Below are 17,318 nucleotides of genomic sequence, written 5' to 3'. Positions count from 1 at the left end.
ATGGAGATAGAAATGACCACTCTGTTCCAAGACCTGCTCGCCGAGCGCTTCGATCTCCTGCCCGCGCCCGTCCGTCGCTTCCACACGCTCGAGCGCGAGATTTTTACCGGCGGCCGCGCGAAAATCTCCGCGCAGGGCCGAGGACTCGGAGCCACCTTGCTCGCCTTTGTCGCCGGTCTTCCGGCGCCGGGCGAGAATGTCGAGACGCACGTCCGCTTCACGCCGCTCTCTGGAAAACGGGAATTCTGGCGGCGCGATTTCGCCGGGCGGCGCTATGAGAGCGTCATGCGGGCGGCGCCAAACAGGCGCCTGATCGAGCATTTCGGCCCCTTCGATCTCTATTTCGATCTCACCGCCTCGCCCGTGGGTCTGCGCTGGTCGCTGGCCGAATGGCGGTTGCTGAAAATCCCGCTGCCGCGAGCGACGACGCCGATGATCGAATGTTTCGAGAGCGCCGAGGGCGAGCGCTTCGCCTTCGACATAGATGTCGTCTTTCCGATCGTCGGCCATGTCGTGCATTACAGCGGCTCACTGGCGGAGACGCCGGAGGATGCGCCGATCTTCGTCTATGATGGCGTCTGCGCTCTCTGCGACTGGACTGTTCGCTATGTCCTCGCACATGAGATCACGCCGTCGATCCGCTTCGTCGCGATACAATCCGAGGAGGGACGCGCCTTGGCGCGAGAGGACGATATCGACCCGGATGCGCCCGAGAGCTTCCTCTTCATCGAGAACGGCCGGCTGATGAAAGACTCCGAGGCGCTGCTCGCGCTCGCCCGGCAATTGCGCGGACCGGCGCGCGCCGCCCCTCTTACCCGCCTGCTGCCGCGCTTCGTCGCCGATGCGCTCTATCGCCTCGTCGCGTGCAACCGCTATCGTTGGTTCGGCCGAATAACCGCCTGCCCGGTCGCCGACGAGAGCATCGAGGCGGACCGCCGACGCGTGAGTGCGGATAGCGGGCGCCGCCGAACGCTCTAGGCCTTTGTTTTAACGCGCTTCCAACGCCGAAGCGGTGTCCACTTCGGCTGGAAACGCTCAGTGCCGCGGGGCCGGCGGCAAAAGGCGCTTTTTCGCCCGGCGTCGACCCGCGCCGAATTTCAGATAGCAAACTTTGCCATCTTTATTGACAAAAAATCACCGTCGTCATAGGGTTTCCTGAAAAGGAGAGGTGTAATGGCCACGATGAATGTTTCGCTGCCCGAGGCGATGAAGGCGTGGGTCGAGCGCCAGGCCGAAAGCGACGCCTATGGAAATGCGAGTGACTATATCCGCGATCTGATCCGCAAGGACCAAGCGCGGAAGGAAGCAATCGCGACGTTGCAGGCCGCTATCGCCGAGGGGATAGCGAGCGGGCCGCCGCAACCTTTCGACGCAACCGCCTTCAAGCTGCGTATGAGAGAGCGGCATGTCGTCCGATGAAATAGGTCGATATCGTCTTTCCCCCCGCGCCTTGGCCGATCTCGACGAGATATGGCGTTTTTCCGCGGAATCATGGTCCATCGAACGAGCAGATCTCTACATCGATGAAATGGTGCGGATTTTCGAGTTGATCGCCGCCATGCCGATGCTGGCGCGCGAGCATCGCGAGTTCGACCCGCCCGTGCGCATCCATGTTCATGAAAGTCACCTGATCATATACGAGGCAGCCGAAGATCATGTTTCCATCATACGCCTGTTGGGCGGACGGCAGGATTGGGTCTCGATCCTGAAAGCGGCCGATCTGTGAGGCGGGTCGTGGCGGCCGCGCGAGGTTCGATAGCGTCGAATTCCCGACCGATCTGTCTGCGCCACTTCACGCCGGGAGTGAGCGCCGAAGTGGCGCGCAATATGCGTATCGGGGGCGGAGCCCGGCGTCCTGGTCGGGTTTCCGACGTCGAAAGCGATAAGGAGCCGATCTTGCCGTCATTGCGAGAAGCCCGCGCCACCGTGACATTGGCGCCCGCGAAACCCACGGGATTGGGCGATTTGGGAGTCCCATTGGGCGACGCCACAGTGGTGAAAAAGGGGCGCGCGCACGAGTTTCCGCAGCTTCTGGCCGATGGCGCGATCGGTCGCCGCTTCCAGGACCTTCGCGTCATCGGGATCAAAACGGCCGAGGGCGAGGTCGTCACGGCGAAATTCTTCGTCCAATTCGAGGTGTTCGGCGACAATACGGCGGCGCCGGCGAACGGGGTCGGTTTCGACGCCCTTCTCTTTGCGGGCGAACAGCAATTGGCGAGCCTGTCCTCGAGCAGCCTGTTCCTGCCCTACGGCAATTTCTGGTATCCGAACCGCTTCGTCTTCGAGACGGCGGCGGCGGACTTCGAGCGCGCCGATCGCTTGGAGTTCATCGCGAAGCCGGAAGAGGTTCGTATCGCCTAGTGGCGAACCACGAGCGGCGTGGCGCCGTCCGGTTTCTCCTATCGAGCGAAGCGACATGAATTATCCGTTGGTCAAACGCGTGTCGCGCCGGATGTTCGGCGACATGCTGCGGATGATGCTGAGCGAGAAGCTCTTTTTCGACCTGACGCTCGAAGAGGGCCGTGCATTGTCGCGCGTTTTCACGGCCATCGCCTATGACTGGCGGCGGAACGATATCGTTTATTTGAGCCCGGTCGGCGGCGATGAGGAATTCTCGGGCGCGGTCCGGCAAGACGGCGTCCATGTGGAAACAGCCGATGGCGTCCATCATTTGAGCTGGGAAGATGTGACGGAACTCGCCGAGCGCTTGGCCGTGGAATGAATGGTTTCCCCGGCGGCTCGGACGAGGCGCGATCGCGGGGTCCGGCTCGGCCTCGCGATCTCTCCGTCTCGATAACAGCGCTTCACGGCGTCGCAGCCTTCTTCTGCGCGTTCGTCTCCGAATTCTCGCTCCGTTTCTTGATCGCCAGCAGGAGATTGGAGTCCGACTGGCGCCAACGATAGCCGATCCCGAACGGGAGCGGCCGATGTCCTTGCGTCTGGTGCAGCCTGGCCAGCCGCGCTTGATAGTTCTTCGAGAAAATGGCGATCGGCCCGCTGTAGCGGCCATAGGCGTCGAGCCGCCAGTCGGGGCCGAAGCTCGCGACGGGAATGCCGCTGTCGTCCTCGACGATGGAGACGCTGCGGGTGAGCAAAAACTCCCGCACCTGCGAGAAATTGCCGCTGTGCAAGAGATAGGAGGCGCTTTTCAGCAGAGCCGAGCCCGCTCCTTGCTTGTCGAGAAATGCCTGCAGTCCGTGCTTCGCGAAGCTGGCGTCGGAGACGTCGGCGCTGAAGAAATAGAGCGTCTTGCGCGCGCCGTCCGGATTGGAGAAGACGATTTTGACGCCCGCGACGCGCCCTTTCGCCTCTTCTCCCGAATGGAGCTCGCCTGCGTCGTCGAGGCCGACGAGCTCGGCGCTTTCGATCGTCTTTCCCGCGCGCGCCAAAAAGACGTAGAGCACCGGCAAGGCGCCGCCGACACGGCTCGCGCGCAACTGCCGCTTCATGTCCTTCGTTATGAAGAAGCTCAGATTGAGCGCCGATTGCGTCGATGCGTGCAAGGCGCGCAACGCGCCGTCGACGCCGCTGCGCGGGAGCGTCTCCAGATCGGGAATCTGGCCGACGGGCTCGAGCCCGGCGAGAACATAAGTCGAGGCGTCTGGAAAAAAGCTGTTGGCGTAGAGAAAGTCGGGTCCGCTGAACATATAGAACAGCACCGGAGACGCGGGCACATTGTTCTTGGACCAAGCGCGAATTTTGGACAGCTGGCGATCTTCGACGCGCTTGAACGCCGCATCGAAGCCATGTGAATGCGCCTTCCATCCGGCCTGACTCGTCAGCGGCGCGAGCGGCGAATCGGAGGCGACAGACAGGCCGGCGAGGATGCGCGCATTGTCGTTTGCGCTCGCCGCGCGCGCGCGCGGCGCCGCGATGACGATGACGCAGGCGATGAGAACGGCCCAGACGCCGATCCTCGTCGCGCGCCGCGAGGAGTTCGCAGCATAGAACAGCAGGCCGCAGAGCATCACGAGAAGGCCGGACAGTGATTGCGCGGGTTGAGTGGTGAGCTGAAAATACATCATGTAGAGCGTCGCCGTGAGAAAGATGATGGGCGTGATGGGGTAGCCCCACGCCCGATAGGGCCGCGGCGTCTCGGGATTGGTGAAGCGCAGCTTGACCATGCCGAGCACAGTGAGAAACGAGCAAGCCGTGAGGCTGAATTGGATGAAAGCGAGCGCCGATTCGAAGCTCTGCGTCGCCAGCAGCAGGCTCGCGACAGCGAGCTGAAGCAGGATCGCGGCGCGCGGCGCGCCATCCGCCGAGCGCACGGCGAAGACGCGCAGAAGCGGCATGTCCTCGCCCATCACCATGGCGACGCGCGGACCGATCCACATCATCGCGCTGATGGAGGAGACGAGGCCGAGCGAGATCAGCCCGCCGACGATCTGGCCGCCCTGCGCGGCGAATATATGGTTCGCCGCGACTTGCGCGACATCGACGCGGCCGGAGAGTTCGGCGAGCGGCGCCGAATTGAGGAAGGCCGCGTTGAGCCCGAGATAGAGAAGCGTGACGACGCCGGTTCCGATGAACAGAGCCTTGGGCAGATTGCGCTGCGGGTCGCGAATCTCGCTCGCGATATAGGTCGCGGCGTTCCAGCCCGAATAGGAATAGGCCACGAAGACGAGTCCTATGGCGAAAGGCGCGCTCATAATCCGGTCGAGATCGTCGAGGCGCGGAGCCTCGGCCAGGCGTCCCATGCCGTCGGTCCAAAATCCTGCGAGAATGAAGGCCAGGATCAAGGCGATTTTCAATCCCGTCGTGGCGATTTGAAACGCGCCGCCTCGACGGACGCCCGAGAGATGAAAAATGGTGACGATCCAGAGCGCGCCGAGCCCGAGCAGCGTCGGCGAAGCGCCATAGGCCAGTGGCTGCGCATATTGTCCGAAGGCCATCGCCGTGAGCGCGACGGGCGCGGCGAAGCCGACTGTCGCGGACAACCATCCGGCGACGAAGCCGGCGGTCGGATTGAAAGCGCGCGTGAGGAAATTGTATTCGCCGCTCGATCGCGGAAACATGGCGGCGAGCTCCGCATAGCAGAAGGCGCCACAGATCGCGATCACGCCGCCTGCGAGCCATAAGGCGAGAATGGCGACGGGCGAGCCCAGCTCCTTCACCTGAAAGCCGAGGCTCGTGAAGACGCCGACGCCGATCATGTCGGCGACGACGAGCATGGCTGCGGCGCTCAACGCCACGCGTTTGGCGCCGCCGCCGGCCGCGATGTCTTTCGTCATTGCAAAATATCCAATCCGCGAAAGCGAAATCGCCTCTCGAAAAAAAGACATATTCGCGCGTGACAAATCGACCACGGTCGACATCCCGTCGCCGTTAATTCTCGCTTGCGCGCAAAGCTGCATCTTTAGTCGTGCGGCCGCCATCGGGAGCGAGCGTCGCGGAGCGGCGCAGGCCCATACGCCGAGGATTTTGAGAACTTTGAACCCGGAACGAGACGAGACTCGTCGGGCGACGCCTTCGAGCGCGCGCCACTCGCGCAATGCGGCCATTATCGTCGCGCTCGCGCTGACGATCGGTTGCGCCGTGACCTCGGGCATGGCGTCCGGCGATTCCGCGACGCCGACCTCTGTCGAAACCGTAGAGAAGCGGTCGGCTGCGGAGGAGACGAAGGCGGAGGAGACGAAGATTGTTCACGCCGATGGCGTGACCGAGCTCGTTGCTTTCGATTCCGCGCCTTTCCCCTTCGATGGCGCCGCGCCGGGCAAGCGTCCGTTTCTCGATGTCGCCGTCGGCGGCCGCAGGGGCCATCGCGCCCGCAATGGCGGCGTGCTGTGGGCGGACGAGACATTCGGCGATCGGCGCGTGCTGCTTCACATTCCGCGCGACTTCGATCCCGCTCGACCGGCGACGATCGTGGTCTTCTTCCATGGCTTCGGGGCGACGCTCGCCCGCGACGTGCGCGACCGCCAGCTGGTGCCCGAGCAGATTTCCGCCTCCGGCGCCAACGCCGTTCTGATCGCCCCGCAATTCGCCGTCGACGCCCGCGACGGCAGCGCCGGCCGTTTCTGGGAGCGTGGCGGCTTCCGGCGCTTCCTCGACGAGGCGGCGCGCCGCTTGGCGCGGGCTTATGGCGATCCTGCGGCCGAGCCCTCGTTCCGCGCTATGCCCATCACGCTCGTCGCCTATAGCGGGGGCTTTCTGCCGGCCGCCTATAGCATTCGAGACATGGAAGGCGATGCGCGCCTGCGCGGCGTCGCTCTGCTCGACGCCGCCTATGGCGAGCTGGACGTGTTTGCGCGCTGGATCGAGAAGCGGTCGGGGTTTTTCGTCAGCGCGAGCACGGGCTCCACCGCGGGCCAGAACGCCCGATTGCGGCAAATGCTCGCCGCGCGCGGCGTCGCTTTCGGCTCCGACGCCGAGCGTATCGGACGCGGCGTCACTTTTCTCCACACGGGCGACGCCTATTCGCATCGCGATTATGTGACGAAGGCCTGGACCCGGGAGCCGATACGCGATCTCCTGGCGCATATGCCCGATGTGGTCCGCCGCGATGTCGCCGTCGCCGCCTGGAGCGGCCCGCCGGATGGCGACCGCCGATCGGCGATGGCCGAAGACGAGGAGCCGCGGCCGAACGGCCGATAGGCCGCTCACGGCGGCCGGGCGAGGCGGGTCAGAGGTCGCTCGCACCTTCGACCGGCGCATCCGCCGCGCCGAGCGCGACGAAGCGGTCGACGAGCCAGGAGGCGGCCGGCCCAGGCGGAGACTCCCGCCGCCAAATGCACGAAAAGCGATAGTGGTCGCCCGAATGATCCGGCATTGCGAGCCGCGCCAGCGCGCCCGCCGCCAGATCGCTCGCGACCATGTGCAAGGGCATGTTGCCCCAGCCGACGCCCTCGCGCAGCAGAGCGTGCTTGGCGCCGAGATCGGCGAGCCGCCAGGTGCGCGGGCTGATCACCGAGAAATCGCGTCCCTCGGTGAAGCGCGAGCGATCCGTGAGCACGAGCTGCGTATGTTCGCGCGCGGCGCCGGGCGGGATGCGCGCCATGCGCCCCAGAGGATGGTCGGGAGCCGCCACCGGGATCAGCGTCGCCGATCCGGCCGCTATGCTCTCTATCCCCACGACGCCGAGCGCGAGCGGCCCCGACACGCCGATCATCGCCGCGCCGCCCTGCACCATCGCCGTGACCGCGCCGAGCGCCTCCATATGCAGCCGCAGCTGCACCGTCGGGAATTGCTGCGCGAAATCCCGAAGCACGGCCCCTACCCGCTCCGTCGGCAGCATCACATCGACGGCGAGATCGACCTCCGCCTCCAGCCCTTCGAGCAGGCCTTTGACCTTGGCGCGCAAATCCTCGACTCCGCGCGAGATCGCCCGCGCCTCCGCCAGCAGCGCGCGTCCGGCCACGGTGAGCCGCGGCTTGCGCGTTCCCTCGCGCGCGAACAGCTCTAGGCCGAGCTGCGCCTCGAGATTGGCGACGCCATAGCTGATCACCGAGACGGCGCGGTTCAGCCGCCTCGCCGCGCCGGCGAAGCTGCCGGCGTCGACAATGGCCAGGAAAATGGTCAGCTGGTCGAGGCTGGGCGTCCCTGGATCGTTCACTTTTCAACTTTCTCGAATAGTTCGGCCAAAATTATCCGACTGAACAGAAGGGCGCGCAACCCCTAAATCCGTCTCCATCGGACCGCGACCGATCACGCGACAGGAGATTGAAAAATGATCGAACTGAGACCTTTCGGCGGCCTCGGCGGCGCCGATCACGGCTGGCTCGACGCCAAGCATCATTTCTCGTTCGCCGGCTATCACGACCCCGAACGAATACATTGGGGCAATCTGCGCGTCTGGAATGACGACACGATCGCCCCGCATTCCGGCTTTCCGACGCATCCGCATCGCGACATGGAGATCGTCACTTATGTCCGCGAGGGCGCGATCACGCATCAGGACAGCCTGGGGAACAAGGGCCGCACCGCGGCCGGCGACGTGCAGGTGATGAGCGCAGGCTCCGGGATCGCGCATTCCGAATATAATTTCGAGAGTGAGCCGACCCGGATCTTTCAGATCTGGATCCTGCCGACGACGCGCGGCGGCGCCCCCGGCTGGGGCTCCCGCCCCTTCCCCAAGGGCGCGCGTTCGGGCCGTTTCGTCACGCTGGCTTCCGGCTTCGACACTGACGGCGACGCGCTGCCGATCCGCACCGATGCGCGCGTCCTCGGCGCGACGCTCATGGCCGGCGAGACGGCGGAATATGCGCTCGGCCGCGAGCGCAAAGCCTATCTCGTGCCGGCGACCGGCGCCGTGCGGATCGACGATGTGCGCGTGAACGCCCGCGACGGCGCCGCCATCAGCGATGTCGAAATCCTGCGCGTCACAGCGCTCGAGGACAGCGAGCTCGTTCTCGTCGACGCCGCGTGAGCCCAGGGCCGGCGCCGGCGCGCCGGCCGCCATTCAAATCATGAAAAAAAGGATCGAGACAATGACCAAAGTTCGTAACGCGGATTACGCCGCTCTGCTGCTGCGTGTGAGCCTCGGCGCGCTGTTTCTCGCGCATGGGCTGCTCAAAGTTTTCGTGTTCACCTTGCCCGGGACTGCGAAATTCTTCGAGTCGCTCGGCTATCCGCCGCTGCTCGCCGATGTCGTCGTGGCCGCGGAGATCGGCGGGGGCCTCGCATTGATCTTCGGCATTTTCACGCGCCTCGTCTCCGTCGCGCTCATTCCCGTGATGATCGGCGCGCTGATCGTGCATCTGCCGAATGGCTGGCTGTTCTCGAATGCGAAGGGCGGATGGGAATTTCCGGCGCTGTGGACGGCGCTTTTGATCGTGCAGGCTCTGCTCGGCCCCGGCGCTTTCGCCGCGAGGCTCCCTCGCGCCGAGGAACGAGCGCGCGAGACATCCGCGGGCTGAGCCAATGATCCGGCTTTTCCAGTAGCGACGCGCCGGGGGCGTGGGAGCGCTCGCGCCTCGCGCGCCCGGCGAAGCTTTCGCGGCGGCGCGTCCCTCGGCGCCCATCGGCTTGCAAAGCCGCCCGCGACGATCGAAAAGTCGGGCGCCATGACGATCAAGATCTACATCGACGGCGACGCGTGCCCCGTGAAAGACGAAACGTACAAAGTCGCCTCACGCTACGGCGTGCAGACTTTCGTCGTATCCAACAGTTTTTTGCAAATCCCGCGATCGCCGCTGATTACCAGAATAATCGTCGCCGCCGGAGCCGACGTCGCCGACGATTGGATCGCGGAGCAGGCCGTCGCCGGAGATGTCGTCGTCACCAGCGATATTCCTCTGGCTGCTCGGATATTGGCGAAGGACGCGCATCCGATCGCGCCCTATGGCCGCGCTTTTACAAAGGACTCGATCGGTCTGGCGCTCGCGCAGCGCGCGCTCATGGAGCATATCCGCTCGACGGGCGAGATCGCCGGCGGGCCGCCCCCCTTTTCCTCCGCTGACCGGTCGAAATTCCTTCAAGCGTTGGATCGAGCCATCGCCCGACAGCAAAGAGAGCGGTGAGCCGATCGGCGCTTTCGCTATGCTGGCCGTCGTTCCCACAGGACCGCGCTCCGAGAGGGGTCAGCTCCTCGGCTTCTCGGACGGCCTCGCCTTCTGCTTTCGCTTCGGCTCCGCGCCTCTCTTCGGCGGCTTGGCGCGCCTCGGTTCGGGCGAGTCGTTCAACTGTTCCACGCGAATATTGTCGCCGCCCGGCCGGCGCATGTTGACGATGAATTGCGCCGCGACCGGCTCGGCGATTTCGACTCTGGTTTCATGCTCTAAAATGACGATCGCGCCGATGTCGTGTCTCGTGACGTTCCCTTTCCGGCAGAGCATCGGAAGCAGCCATTTCGGATCGGCGTTCTTCTTGCGGCCGAGGTCCAGCCGGAACCATGCGGCTGCGCCCGGCAGGCGGGTCGGACGGGGGGCCTTGCCGGGCTTTTGGCTCGACGCTCTCGGCTCATGCGCGTCCCGACGCTGGGGTTCCTGCCCGGGATCGACGACGGTTTCGATCGCGGGAAGCCGCGTCTGGTAGAGGCGGACGAGCATTGCGCCGAGCTGCTCGGGCGTTCGCTCGGCGAGAAGCCGCTTCGCCGCTTCGAAATCCTCTTGCGTCGGCGGCTCCAGCAGCAGCGGATCGCGCATCATCCGCTTCTGATCGAGCGCGCGAATCTCTTCGGCGGAAGGCGGCCCGCTCCAGCTGCACTGAACGCCGGCGTCGCGAAGCAGCCGTTCGGCGCGATGGCGCCGCGCCGGCGGAACGAGCAACGCGCTCACGCCCTTGCGGCCGGCGCGGCCCGTCCGGCCGCTGCGATGCTGCAGAGCTTCGGCGTCATGCGGAAGATCGGCGTGAATGACGAGGTCGAGATTGGGAAGATCGATGCCGCGGGCGGCGACATCCGTCGCGATGCAGACGCGGGCCCGCCCGTCGCGCAGCGCCTGCATGGAATGATTGCGCTCATGCTGGCTGAGCTCGCCCGACAAGAGCGCGGCCGCAAATCCGCGCTCGAGCAAAATCGCGTGCAGATGGCGGACGGCTTCGCGCGTGTTGCAGAACACGATAGCCGTCGGCGCCTCGAAATAGCGAAGAAGATTGACGGTCGCGAATTCCACATCCTTAGGGGCGACGCGAACGGCGCGATAGTCGATGTCGCCGTGACCGCGTTCGCCACGGGCGACGTCGATCCGCCGCGCGTCGCGCTGATAGCGCTTGGCCAGAGCGGCTATGCCTTTCGGCATCGTGGCCGAGAACAGCAGCGTTCGCCGCTCCTGCGGCGTCGCCTCGAGAATGAATTCCAAATCCTCCCGAAAGCCCAGATCGAGCATCTCATCGGCTTCGTCGAGAACCACCGCGGCGATGCGCGCCGTGTCCAACCCGCCGCGCTCGATGTGATCGCGCACGCGCCCGGGCGTGCCGACGACGATATGCGCGCCCTCGGACAATTTGCGGCGTTCGAGGCGCGCGTCCATTCCGCCGACGCAGGCGACGATCCGGGCCGAGGCGTGCTCATAGAGCCATCCGAGCTCGCGTTCGACCTGCAGCGCGAGCTCGCGCGTCGGCGTGACGACGAGCGCGAGCGGCGCTCCGGCCGCTGGCAGACTGTCGGCGTCGTCGAGAAGCGTGGAAGCGATCGCCAGGCCATAGGCGACGGTTTTGCCAGATCCCGTCTGCGCGGAAACGAGAATGTCCCCGCCCTGCGCTTCGTCGGACAAGACCGCCGCCTGCACGGGCGTCGGCGAAGCGTAATTGCGCTCGGCCAAGGCTTTGGCGAGCGCGGGACGGGCGTTCAGAAAGGTCACGAGTGATTTGCCTTGGGTGGGGGCGCTGGGCGGCGAGCTTCGCTGCGCGCTCGTTTGGGGCTCACAGGAGCCGATTGCGCCGCAGAAGGAAATCGCACACTACGTCATTTCCGGCGCAGGCGCCACACGGAGCCGAGCCATCGCCGCGCCGGCGGCGACGTCGCCGTCGAAGCGCTCTTTCCACGCGTGGGAGCCGTCGACAGGGCTCTCCGTTAGGAATCGATTAACCCAATACGACTTGCAAAGAATCGAGAATCGGCCTCTAGTCACAGACGGAAATTAGCCGTTTAACGCTCAGGAACCGTTTTCTGTGACGAGCAACTTGGACGCCCTGCCCTATTCGGCGCCGGAAAGCGCGCTGCAGCGAATGACCCGCCATGCGAAAGTCTTGTCGGGGCAGATGCAGGCGTTGAGCGCCACGCTGTTTCCGCCAGCGGCTCGAAAGACCCTGCGCTCCTTCTCCTCTGGGGAGGTGGCGCGCTTTCTCGGCGTGTCGGACGGCTATCTCAGGCAATTGTCGCTCGACGGTCTCGGTCCGGAGCCCGCGGTGACGGGCGGCGGGCGCCGATCCTACACGCCCGCGCAGATCGGCGAGCTGCGTGTCTATCTGGCCGGCGCGCGGCCGAAGGAAGCGCTCGGCTTTCTGCCGCATCGGCGCACCGGCGACAAGCTGCAGGTCATTGCGGTGGCCAATTTCAAGGGCGGGTCGGCCAAGACCACGACCTCCCTCTATCTCGCCCAGTTTCTCGCGCTCCAGGGCTATCGGGTGCTGGCCATAGACCTCGATCCGCAGGCCTCGCTCTCGGCCATGTTCGGCTATCAGCCGGAGTTCGACATCGGCGAGGGCGAAACGCTCTATGGCGCGATTCGCTATGACGAGGCGCGCCGGCCGATGCGGGAGGTGGTGCTGCCTACCTATTTCGCCGGCGTCTCGCTCGTCCCCGGCAATCTCGAGCTCATGGAGTTCGAGCATCACACGCCGCGCGCCATGGCGGAACGATCGTTGCGTGGCGGCGATCTCTTCTTTCGGCGCGTCGGCGGAGCGATCGCCGAGGTCGCCGACGAGTTCGACGTCGTCGTGATCGATTGCCCGCCACAGCTCGGCTATCTCACAATGGGCGCGCTGAATGCGGCCACAGCCATGCTCGTGACCATTCATCCGCAGATGGTCGATGTGGCCTCCATGAATCAATTTCTGCTCATGACCTCGGACGTCATGACGGTCATAGAGGAGGCCGGCGGCCGGCTCGATTACGATTTCATCCGCTATGTCGTGACCCGGCACGACCCCAATGACGTGCCGGAAACGCAGATCGTCGCTTTGCTGCGCAATCTCTTCGGCGATGACGTGCTGGGCGCGACGGTGTGGAAGTCGACAGCCGTCGCCAATGCCGGCCTCACCAAGCAATCGCTCTACGAGCTCGAAAGAGGCTCGGTCGGCCGCGCCGCTTTCGAGCGCGGGCTCGAATCGGTCAATGGCGTCAATCGTGAAATCCTCGGTCTCATGGAAAAGGTCTGGCGGCGATGAGCAAGCGCTCGGATACGATCCGCTCCCTCTTCGCGCAGCCCCCCGCGCCGATGTTGTCCGCAGACAACAATCCGGAGCCGCGCCGCGTCGCGGCCGGGGCGGTGCGCTCGATGAAGGACACTTTCTCCGACATAGAGCGGGAAAACGAGGCTCTGCGGGCCCGCATCGCCGCCGGCGAGCAGGTGATCGAAATCGATCCCGGGCTGATCGACCCCTCCCCTTTCGCGGATCGGTTTCCGCAAGAGGACGACGCTTCCTTCGAGGCGTTGAAGCAATCGATCGCCGATCGTGGGCAGGAAATCCCCGTCCTGCTGCGCATCAGCCCCACGCTGCCCGGCCGCTATCAGACGGCCTTCGGCCATCGCCGCATTCGCGCCGCGCTCCAGCTCGGCCGTCCGGCGCGCGCCATCGTTCGCACGCTGGACGATGATGACCTCATCATCGCGCAAGGCGTCGAAAATTCAGCCCGCGAGGATTTGAGCTTCATCGAGCGCGCGGTGTTCGCTTGGCGGCTGGAGAGCGCCGGACGCGCCCGTTCGGTCGTTCAGCAGGCGCTCGCCATCGACAGGGCCGAGGCCTCCAAGCTGATATCGGTCGCGAAGGCGGTGCCAGAGGATATCGTGCGGGCCATTGGAAAGGCGCCGAAGATCGGTCGTGGCCGCTGGCAGGAATTCGCCGAGCTTTTGCGCGATGGCGACGCGCTGAAGCGCGCGCGCGCGGCTGCCGCCCTCCCCGCCTTCTCGTCGCTCGACGGCGATGCGCGTTTCGCGCGAGCCGTCGCCGCGGCGAAGCGAACCGAGGCCGAGCAGCGCCCCGCCCGGCCGATCATAGAGATCAAAGACGCCGCGGGCCGATCGGTGGCGGAAATTCGCGCCTCCGAGCGCGATGTCAGAGTAACGCTGGCGAAAGCGGATGGAAGCGCATTCGCGCAATTCCTCGCCGCTCGCCTGCCCGAGCTGTTCGAGGAGTATCGATCTTTCGACGCCGGCGACGGCGTATCGAAAGGCGCGTGAGCGTCGGCGAGAGGAGACCAGCAAAAGAAAAAGGCCCCCGAAACGATCCCGCCCCGGAAGCCCTTCTCGATGTGTTGCGACTGAGAGAATCCCACTTCCGCGAATCACTGTCAAGAGTCGGCGCCGTTTCGGCGAGCGGATTTCTTTTGCCCGAACGAGGCAAAGGAAGATGCAGACACGTCCAACGACGCCCTTCGGGCGGCGGCCGCTGTCGCTCGCCATGGTGGCGAGACAGACCGCGACCGAGAATTTCGCCGCAATGCCGGGCGCGGCTGAGACCGTCGTCCACAAATGGCGACTGTTTCGCGCGCTCACCGAAGCCAAGGAGCCGCTCGGCGTCACCGAGCGCGCGCTATCCGTATTGCACGCGCTGCTGAGCTTTCACCAGGAGACAGCGCTCTCATTGCCAGGGAATGACGCGCAGTGCGAGCCGGTGGCCGGAGCCGCCGGCGGCATCGTCGTGTTTCCGTCGAATAAGGAGCTCTCGATCCGCGCCCATGGCATGGCGCCGGCGACTTTGCGCCGGCATCTCGCCTGCCTCGTCGAGGCCGGGCTGATCATCCGCCGCGATTCTCCGAACGGCAAGCGCTTCGCCCGCAAAGGGCAGGGCGGAGCCATAGAGGACGCTTTCGGCTTCGACCTCGCGCCGCTCGTCGCGCGCTCGAGTGAAATCGAGAATCTCGCCGAGGAGGTGCGGGCGGAGAATCGCGCGATCGCGCTGCTACGCGAAAAGATCACGCTCACTCGCCGCGACATCGTCAAGATGATCGAGACCGGATTGGAGGAGGGCGTCTCGGGCGATTGGGACGAGGCGCATCAGCGCTATGCGACGCTCTCGGGGTGCTACGGACGGGGGCTTTCCCGCGCCGATCTGGAGGCTTTGGCCGGCGAATTGGCCGCTCTAGCGGCGAAAATCCACAAGTCGCTGGAAACGCACATAAAAGCTCAAAATATGAGCGGCAATGAGTCTCAAACTGAGCGTCACATACAGAATCAAACCACAAAAACTTCTGATCTTGAACCTAGCCTTCAAGAAGGCAGGGCCGATCCATCCGAGCCGAATCTCGAAGAGCCCGGGGGAGCGATCGACCGCGCCCCAGAAACATCCTCGTATCGTCCCCGAACCGTCGATCCCAAGCCGACCCTTCGCGCCTATCCGCTCGGAATGGTGCTGGAGGCCTGTCCAGACATCGCCGATTACGGCCCGAGTGGCGAAATCTCCTCGTGGCGAGACCTCGCTGCTGCGGCGGCGACGGTGCGCTCGGCGCTCGGCGTTTCGCCAGACGCCTGGTCCCAGGCCTTGGACGTCTTGGGCGAGCATGACGCCTCGATCGTCATCGCCGCGATCCTGCAACGTGGCGATGAGATCAAAAGCGCCGGAGGCTATCTCCGCGTCCTGACCGAAAAGGCGAGGGCAGGGGAGTTCTCGCTCGGATCCGTGCTGATGGCGCTGTTGCGCGGCAAGGCTGGGAAGGCGGCGCGCGAACGCAAGAGGACGGGGTGACGTGGCTGCGCATTTTCGGACGCGCCTCGGCGGTCCGCGCGCTCACAGCGTTTCGGCGTCGAGCAACCGGAGCTTTTCGGCGCGGTCGAGCAGGCTTTTGACGGAGGAGGGCGCCCAGCGCGTTCCACCGCGCGGCGTGCGCTCATACATGGCCTCGAGCTGCGCGCCGATTTGCGCGAGCGTCAGATCGGGATTGGCCCGTTTGATCCCGGCGACGAGCGTGACCAGGCGCTCGCTGCTGACTTTTCGGCTGGCGGCTTGCTGAAGAAGGCGGGGCTCGATCAAACCCTCAGCGGCAAAGCGTTTGACGGCGCGCTTCAGGCGCTCGACGGTCCATTGGGGCAGGGGAGCGCCGCTGGCGGCGTCGCGCTTGGCGTTGAGCACGCGCACGACATCCTGCCAGCGGTGATCCGGGCGCATTTGCCGGACGACCGGCAACCAATGTTCGGCCGTTCGATTGACGCGCTCGAAATAATTCGCCGCCTTGGCGTCGACGATGCGCTGGATGGCGTCGCGGTCGCCGGCGCGCAGTTTTGGGTTGCCGCCGATGCGGCCGCGCTTCTTGGCGGCGCGCAGGCCGTCCTTGGTGCGCTCGCGGATCAGGGCGCGCTCCAACTCGGCCACGGCGCCGAGAACCTGCAGGGCGAACCGGCCCTGCGGGGTCGTGGTGTCGATGGGATCGGCGAGCGATTTGAAATGCGCGCCCTTGGCGTCGAGCTCGGCGATCAGGGCGAGGAGATGCGACAGCGAGCGGGCCAAACGATCGAGCCGCGCGACGACCAGCACGTCGCCGCGGCGCACCCGCGAAAGGGCCTTGGCGAGTTCCGGCCGCGAGGCTTTCGCCCCCGACATATGCTCGCGAAAAATCTCGACGCAGCCGGCCGCCTTCAGCACATCGGTCTGCGCGTCCGTGACCTGATCCTCGGTCGAGACGCGGGCGTAGCCGATCAGGGGCATTCGCGCTGGTTTCCTTCCGACGAAATCAGCGACGGACTATTTGCGAGCCGTTCGATAAGCTTCAGGAATCTCGTCGTCCGCAACCGGCGGAGCGCCACCCTCGCGGCGCATGATCTGGTCGAAGGCGCTCCAATCGGTCCGGCCTTTCTTTTCCGCGAAATAGCGAGCGGTCCGTAACGCCGAAACCTTTTCGGCCACCGCCGAAGCGACGAACTGGTTGAGGCTCGTGCCATCCTCGGCGGCGATCTTTTCGGCTTCCGCCTTCATCGAAGCGGGGAGCCGAAGCGCATAAGCGGCTGTTTTGGTTTTCATTGCACTATCCTCATCAGCGTATCTCTCGGCGTGAGAACGTCGATCCCAAAGCGCTCTCGCACAAGTCCGAAGTCACGCAAATTGAACGTGACGATCGTCGCGGCCCGCCCATTCACCGCCGCCTCGAGCACCAACTCGTCGCCCGGATCGCGCAATTGCGGCCTCCAAAGGAACCAGATTTCGACCGGCTCGATCAGATCGATGATCGCGTCGAGAAACTGACCGACCTCTTTCATCGACAGGCCAGCCGCTTTTCGATGTTCGTCGCGCAGACACACGGCCTCGTATTCGATCGCGAGGGCGGCGCTGGCCAAAAGCTGGAGCCGTCCTCGACGCGCGAGCTTGAGAAGCTCGGCGGAGGCTCCGCTTGGGCTTCGAAGTGCTGCGATCAGGGCGTTCGTATCCAGAACTAATCTCATTGCTGCGACGATATCATATCGCCCATGATGTGATCAATAGGCGAAATTTCAATTGTTATTAATATCACAAATCGGTCGTTTGAAATCGCATCCGAAGGCCGAAGTTCGCCGCCCACACACGGAGGCGAGCAGGAGAAAGGCCCGAAAAACGGCCCTTTTCGTCGATTTTCGGGCCGAAAGCCCACCTTTGGAACCGTCCCGAGGCTAGCTTTCGGCGGCCACGGCGACGCATTTCGATCCGGTCGGCGAAAGAGAAAATAGCATCCTCTATCACTCAAGTGAAAATTGACTTAGATTGATAATTGCCTTGGTTCGCGTGGAATTGAAATGGGGTTAGATCTTCCC

18 protein-coding genes are annotated in these 17,318 nt (G+C 64.7%); 12 read left to right on the top strand and 6 right to left on the bottom strand.

The window, feature by feature from the left end; all coding sequences use genetic code 11:
• The first annotated feature begins 12 nt into the window (after positions 1 to 12).
• The 5 genes from KP010_RS01845 to KP010_RS01825 all read left to right on the top strand — a co-directional run bounded on the left by KP010_RS01845 (position 13) and on the right by KP010_RS01825 (position 2,722).
• Positions 13 to 978 (top strand): DUF4166 domain-containing protein, encoded by a 966-nt coding sequence (locus KP010_RS01845; protein WP_246659693.1) that lies wholly within the window; start codon positions 13 to 15, stop codon positions 976 to 978.
• Between the two features lie 195 nt (positions 979 to 1,173).
• A complete protein-coding gene (locus KP010_RS01840; RefSeq protein ID WP_108918434.1) occupies positions 1,174 to 1,419 on the top strand; it encodes a type II toxin-antitoxin system ParD family antitoxin in 246 nt (81 codons plus the stop codon).
• Positions 1,406 to 1,726, top strand: coding sequence for a type II toxin-antitoxin system RelE/ParE family toxin (locus tag KP010_RS01835; RefSeq protein WP_142861667.1), 321 nt, complete (start codon positions 1,406 to 1,408; stop codon positions 1,724 to 1,726). Before KP010_RS01840 ends, KP010_RS01835 begins: the two co-directional genes overlap by 14 nt.
• Positions 1,727 to 1,896: 170 nt before the next feature.
• Positions 1,897 to 2,361 carry a hypothetical protein gene (locus KP010_RS01830; protein WP_142861668.1) on the top strand — a complete coding sequence of 155 codons (465 nt, stop codon included), beginning with the start codon at positions 1,897 to 1,899 and terminating at the stop codon, positions 2,359 to 2,361.
• A 55-nt stretch (positions 2,362 to 2,416) separates the two neighbouring features.
• Positions 2,417 to 2,722, top strand: a complete 306-nt coding sequence (locus KP010_RS01825; RefSeq protein ID WP_142861669.1) for a hypothetical protein — start codon at positions 2,417 to 2,419, stop codon at positions 2,720 to 2,722.
• Positions 2,723 to 2,804: 82 nt separating this feature from the next.
• Here KP010_RS01825 and KP010_RS22570 read toward each other — a convergent pair whose 3' ends face one another.
• Positions 2,805 to 5,234, bottom strand: a complete 2,430-nt coding sequence (locus KP010_RS22570; RefSeq protein ID WP_246659694.1) for an APC family permease — start codon at positions 5,232 to 5,234, stop codon at positions 2,805 to 2,807.
• Between the two features lie 199 nt (positions 5,235 to 5,433).
• On the opposite strand from KP010_RS22570, the gene KP010_RS01810 reads away from it, so the two are divergent.
• Positions 5,434 to 6,597 carry an alpha/beta hydrolase gene (locus KP010_RS01810; RefSeq protein ID WP_142861670.1) on the top strand — a complete coding sequence of 388 codons (1,164 nt, stop codon included), beginning with the start codon at positions 5,434 to 5,436 and terminating at the stop codon, positions 6,595 to 6,597.
• 28 nt (positions 6,598 to 6,625) lie between these two features.
• Here the strand turns inward: KP010_RS01810 and KP010_RS01805 are convergent, their stop codons facing one another.
• Positions 6,626 to 7,555 carry a LysR family transcriptional regulator gene (locus tag KP010_RS01805; protein ID WP_216280327.1) on the bottom strand — a complete coding sequence of 310 codons (930 nt, stop codon included), beginning with the start codon at positions 7,553 to 7,555 and terminating at the stop codon, positions 6,626 to 6,628.
• 114 nt (positions 7,556 to 7,669) lie between these two features.
• Between KP010_RS01805 and KP010_RS01800 the strand changes: the two genes are divergently transcribed.
• From KP010_RS01800 to KP010_RS01790, 3 genes are all read left to right on the top strand, one after another.
• Positions 7,670 to 8,368, top strand: a complete 699-nt coding sequence (locus KP010_RS01800) for a pirin family protein (RefSeq protein WP_216280326.1) — start codon at positions 7,670 to 7,672, stop codon at positions 8,366 to 8,368.
• 61 nt (positions 8,369 to 8,429) lie between these two features.
• Entirely contained in the window at positions 8,430 to 8,858 is a 429-nt protein-coding gene (locus tag KP010_RS01795; protein WP_142861673.1) for a DoxX family protein, read from the top strand.
• Between the two features lie 147 nt (positions 8,859 to 9,005).
• On the top strand, positions 9,006 to 9,461 hold the full coding sequence (locus tag KP010_RS01790) for a YaiI/YqxD family protein (RefSeq protein WP_142861674.1): 456 nt from the start codon (positions 9,006 to 9,008) through the stop codon (positions 9,459 to 9,461).
• A gap of 60 nt (positions 9,462 to 9,521) precedes the next feature.
• On the opposite strand, the gene KP010_RS01785 is transcribed toward KP010_RS01790, so the two are convergent.
• A complete protein-coding gene (locus tag KP010_RS01785; protein WP_142861675.1) occupies positions 9,522 to 11,240 on the bottom strand; it encodes a DEAD/DEAH box helicase in 1,719 nt (572 codons plus the stop codon).
• A gap of 400 nt (positions 11,241 to 11,640) precedes the next feature.
• Between KP010_RS01785 and repA the strand changes: the two genes are divergently transcribed.
• From repA to repC, 3 genes are all read left to right on the top strand, one after another.
• Positions 11,641 to 12,768 carry a plasmid partitioning protein RepA gene (repA, locus tag KP010_RS01780; protein ID WP_246659708.1) on the top strand — a complete coding sequence of 376 codons (1,128 nt, stop codon included), beginning with the start codon at positions 11,641 to 11,643 and terminating at the stop codon, positions 12,766 to 12,768.
• Positions 12,765 to 13,781 (top strand): plasmid partitioning protein RepB, encoded by a 1,017-nt coding sequence (gene repB, locus KP010_RS01775; RefSeq protein ID WP_185966386.1) that lies wholly within the window; start codon positions 12,765 to 12,767, stop codon positions 13,779 to 13,781. The genes repA and repB overlap by 4 nt, the downstream gene beginning before the upstream one ends.
• Positions 13,782 to 13,950: 169 nt before the next feature.
• On the top strand, positions 13,951 to 15,285 hold the full coding sequence (gene repC / locus KP010_RS01770; protein ID WP_142861677.1) for a plasmid replication protein RepC: 1,335 nt from the start codon (positions 13,951 to 13,953) through the stop codon (positions 15,283 to 15,285).
• A gap of 42 nt (positions 15,286 to 15,327) precedes the next feature.
• Here repC and KP010_RS01765 read toward each other — a convergent pair whose 3' ends face one another.
• The 3 genes from KP010_RS01765 to KP010_RS01755 are packed head-to-tail and all read right to left on the bottom strand — an operon-like array spanning position 15,328 to position 16,973.
• The gene (locus KP010_RS01765; protein WP_216280325.1) at positions 15,328 to 16,242 is read right to left on the bottom strand and encodes a recombinase family protein; all 915 of its coding nucleotides are present in this window, start codon (positions 16,240 to 16,242) and stop codon (positions 15,328 to 15,330) included.
• 36 nt (positions 16,243 to 16,278) lie between these two features.
• The gene (locus KP010_RS01760; protein WP_216280324.1) at positions 16,279 to 16,554 is read right to left on the bottom strand and encodes a toxin-antitoxin system HicB family antitoxin; all 276 of its coding nucleotides are present in this window, start codon (positions 16,552 to 16,554) and stop codon (positions 16,279 to 16,281) included.
• Positions 16,551 to 16,973 carry a putative toxin-antitoxin system toxin component, PIN family gene (locus KP010_RS01755; RefSeq protein ID WP_216280323.1) on the bottom strand — a complete coding sequence of 141 codons (423 nt, stop codon included), beginning with the start codon at positions 16,971 to 16,973 and terminating at the stop codon, positions 16,551 to 16,553. Before KP010_RS01755 ends, KP010_RS01760 begins: the two co-directional genes overlap by 4 nt.
• Positions 16,974 to 17,318: the final 345 nt, after the last annotated feature.

The sequence above is a fragment of the Methylosinus sp. KRF6 genome (assembly GCF_018887255.1).
In the GTDB taxonomy this organism is placed as follows: Bacteria; Pseudomonadota; Alphaproteobacteria; order Rhizobiales; family Beijerinckiaceae; genus Methylosinus; species Methylosinus sporium.
The sequence above is the reverse complement of the archived record's forward strand: the minus strand, read 5'-3'. Positions and strand labels throughout refer to the sequence as shown.

What these genes read in the sequence shown, in the direction of transcription:
- KP010_RS01765 (WP_216280325.1), bottom strand. Translation starts at nt 16,242, where the DNA reads ATGCCCCTGATCGGCTACGCCCGCGTCTCGACCGAGGATCAGGTCACG.
- KP010_RS01840 (WP_108918434.1), top strand. Translation starts at nt 1,174, where the DNA reads ATGGCCACGATGAATGTTTCGCTGCCCGAGGCGATGAAGGCGTGGGTC.
- KP010_RS01795 (WP_142861673.1), top strand. Translation starts at nt 8,430, where the DNA reads ATGACCAAAGTTCGTAACGCGGATTACGCCGCTCTGCTGCTGCGTGTG.
- KP010_RS01790 (WP_142861674.1), top strand. Translation starts at nt 9,006, where the DNA reads ATGACGATCAAGATCTACATCGACGGCGACGCGTGCCCCGTGAAAGAC.
- KP010_RS01825 (WP_142861669.1), top strand. Translation starts at nt 2,417, where the DNA reads ATGAATTATCCGTTGGTCAAACGCGTGTCGCGCCGGATGTTCGGCGAC.
- KP010_RS01760 (WP_216280324.1), bottom strand. Translation starts at nt 16,554, where the DNA reads ATGAAAACCAAAACAGCCGCTTATGCGCTTCGGCTCCCCGCTTCGATG.
- repC (WP_142861677.1), top strand. Translation starts at nt 13,951, where the DNA reads ATGCAGACACGTCCAACGACGCCCTTCGGGCGGCGGCCGCTGTCGCTC.
- KP010_RS22570 (WP_246659694.1), bottom strand. Translation starts at nt 5,234, where the DNA reads ATGACGAAAGACATCGCGGCCGGCGGCGGCGCCAAACGCGTGGCGTTG.
- KP010_RS01835 (WP_142861667.1), top strand. Translation starts at nt 1,406, where the DNA reads ATGTCGTCCGATGAAATAGGTCGATATCGTCTTTCCCCCCGCGCCTTG.
- KP010_RS01800 (WP_216280326.1), top strand. Translation starts at nt 7,670, where the DNA reads ATGATCGAACTGAGACCTTTCGGCGGCCTCGGCGGCGCCGATCACGGC.
- repA (WP_246659708.1), top strand. Translation starts at nt 11,641, where the DNA reads ATGCAGGCGTTGAGCGCCACGCTGTTTCCGCCAGCGGCTCGAAAGACC.
- KP010_RS01845 (WP_246659693.1), top strand. Translation starts at nt 13, where the DNA reads ATGACCACTCTGTTCCAAGACCTGCTCGCCGAGCGCTTCGATCTCCTG.
- KP010_RS01755 (WP_216280323.1), bottom strand. Translation starts at nt 16,973, where the DNA reads ATGAGATTAGTTCTGGATACGAACGCCCTGATCGCAGCACTTCGAAGC.
- repB (WP_185966386.1), top strand. Translation starts at nt 12,765, where the DNA reads ATGAGCAAGCGCTCGGATACGATCCGCTCCCTCTTCGCGCAGCCCCCC.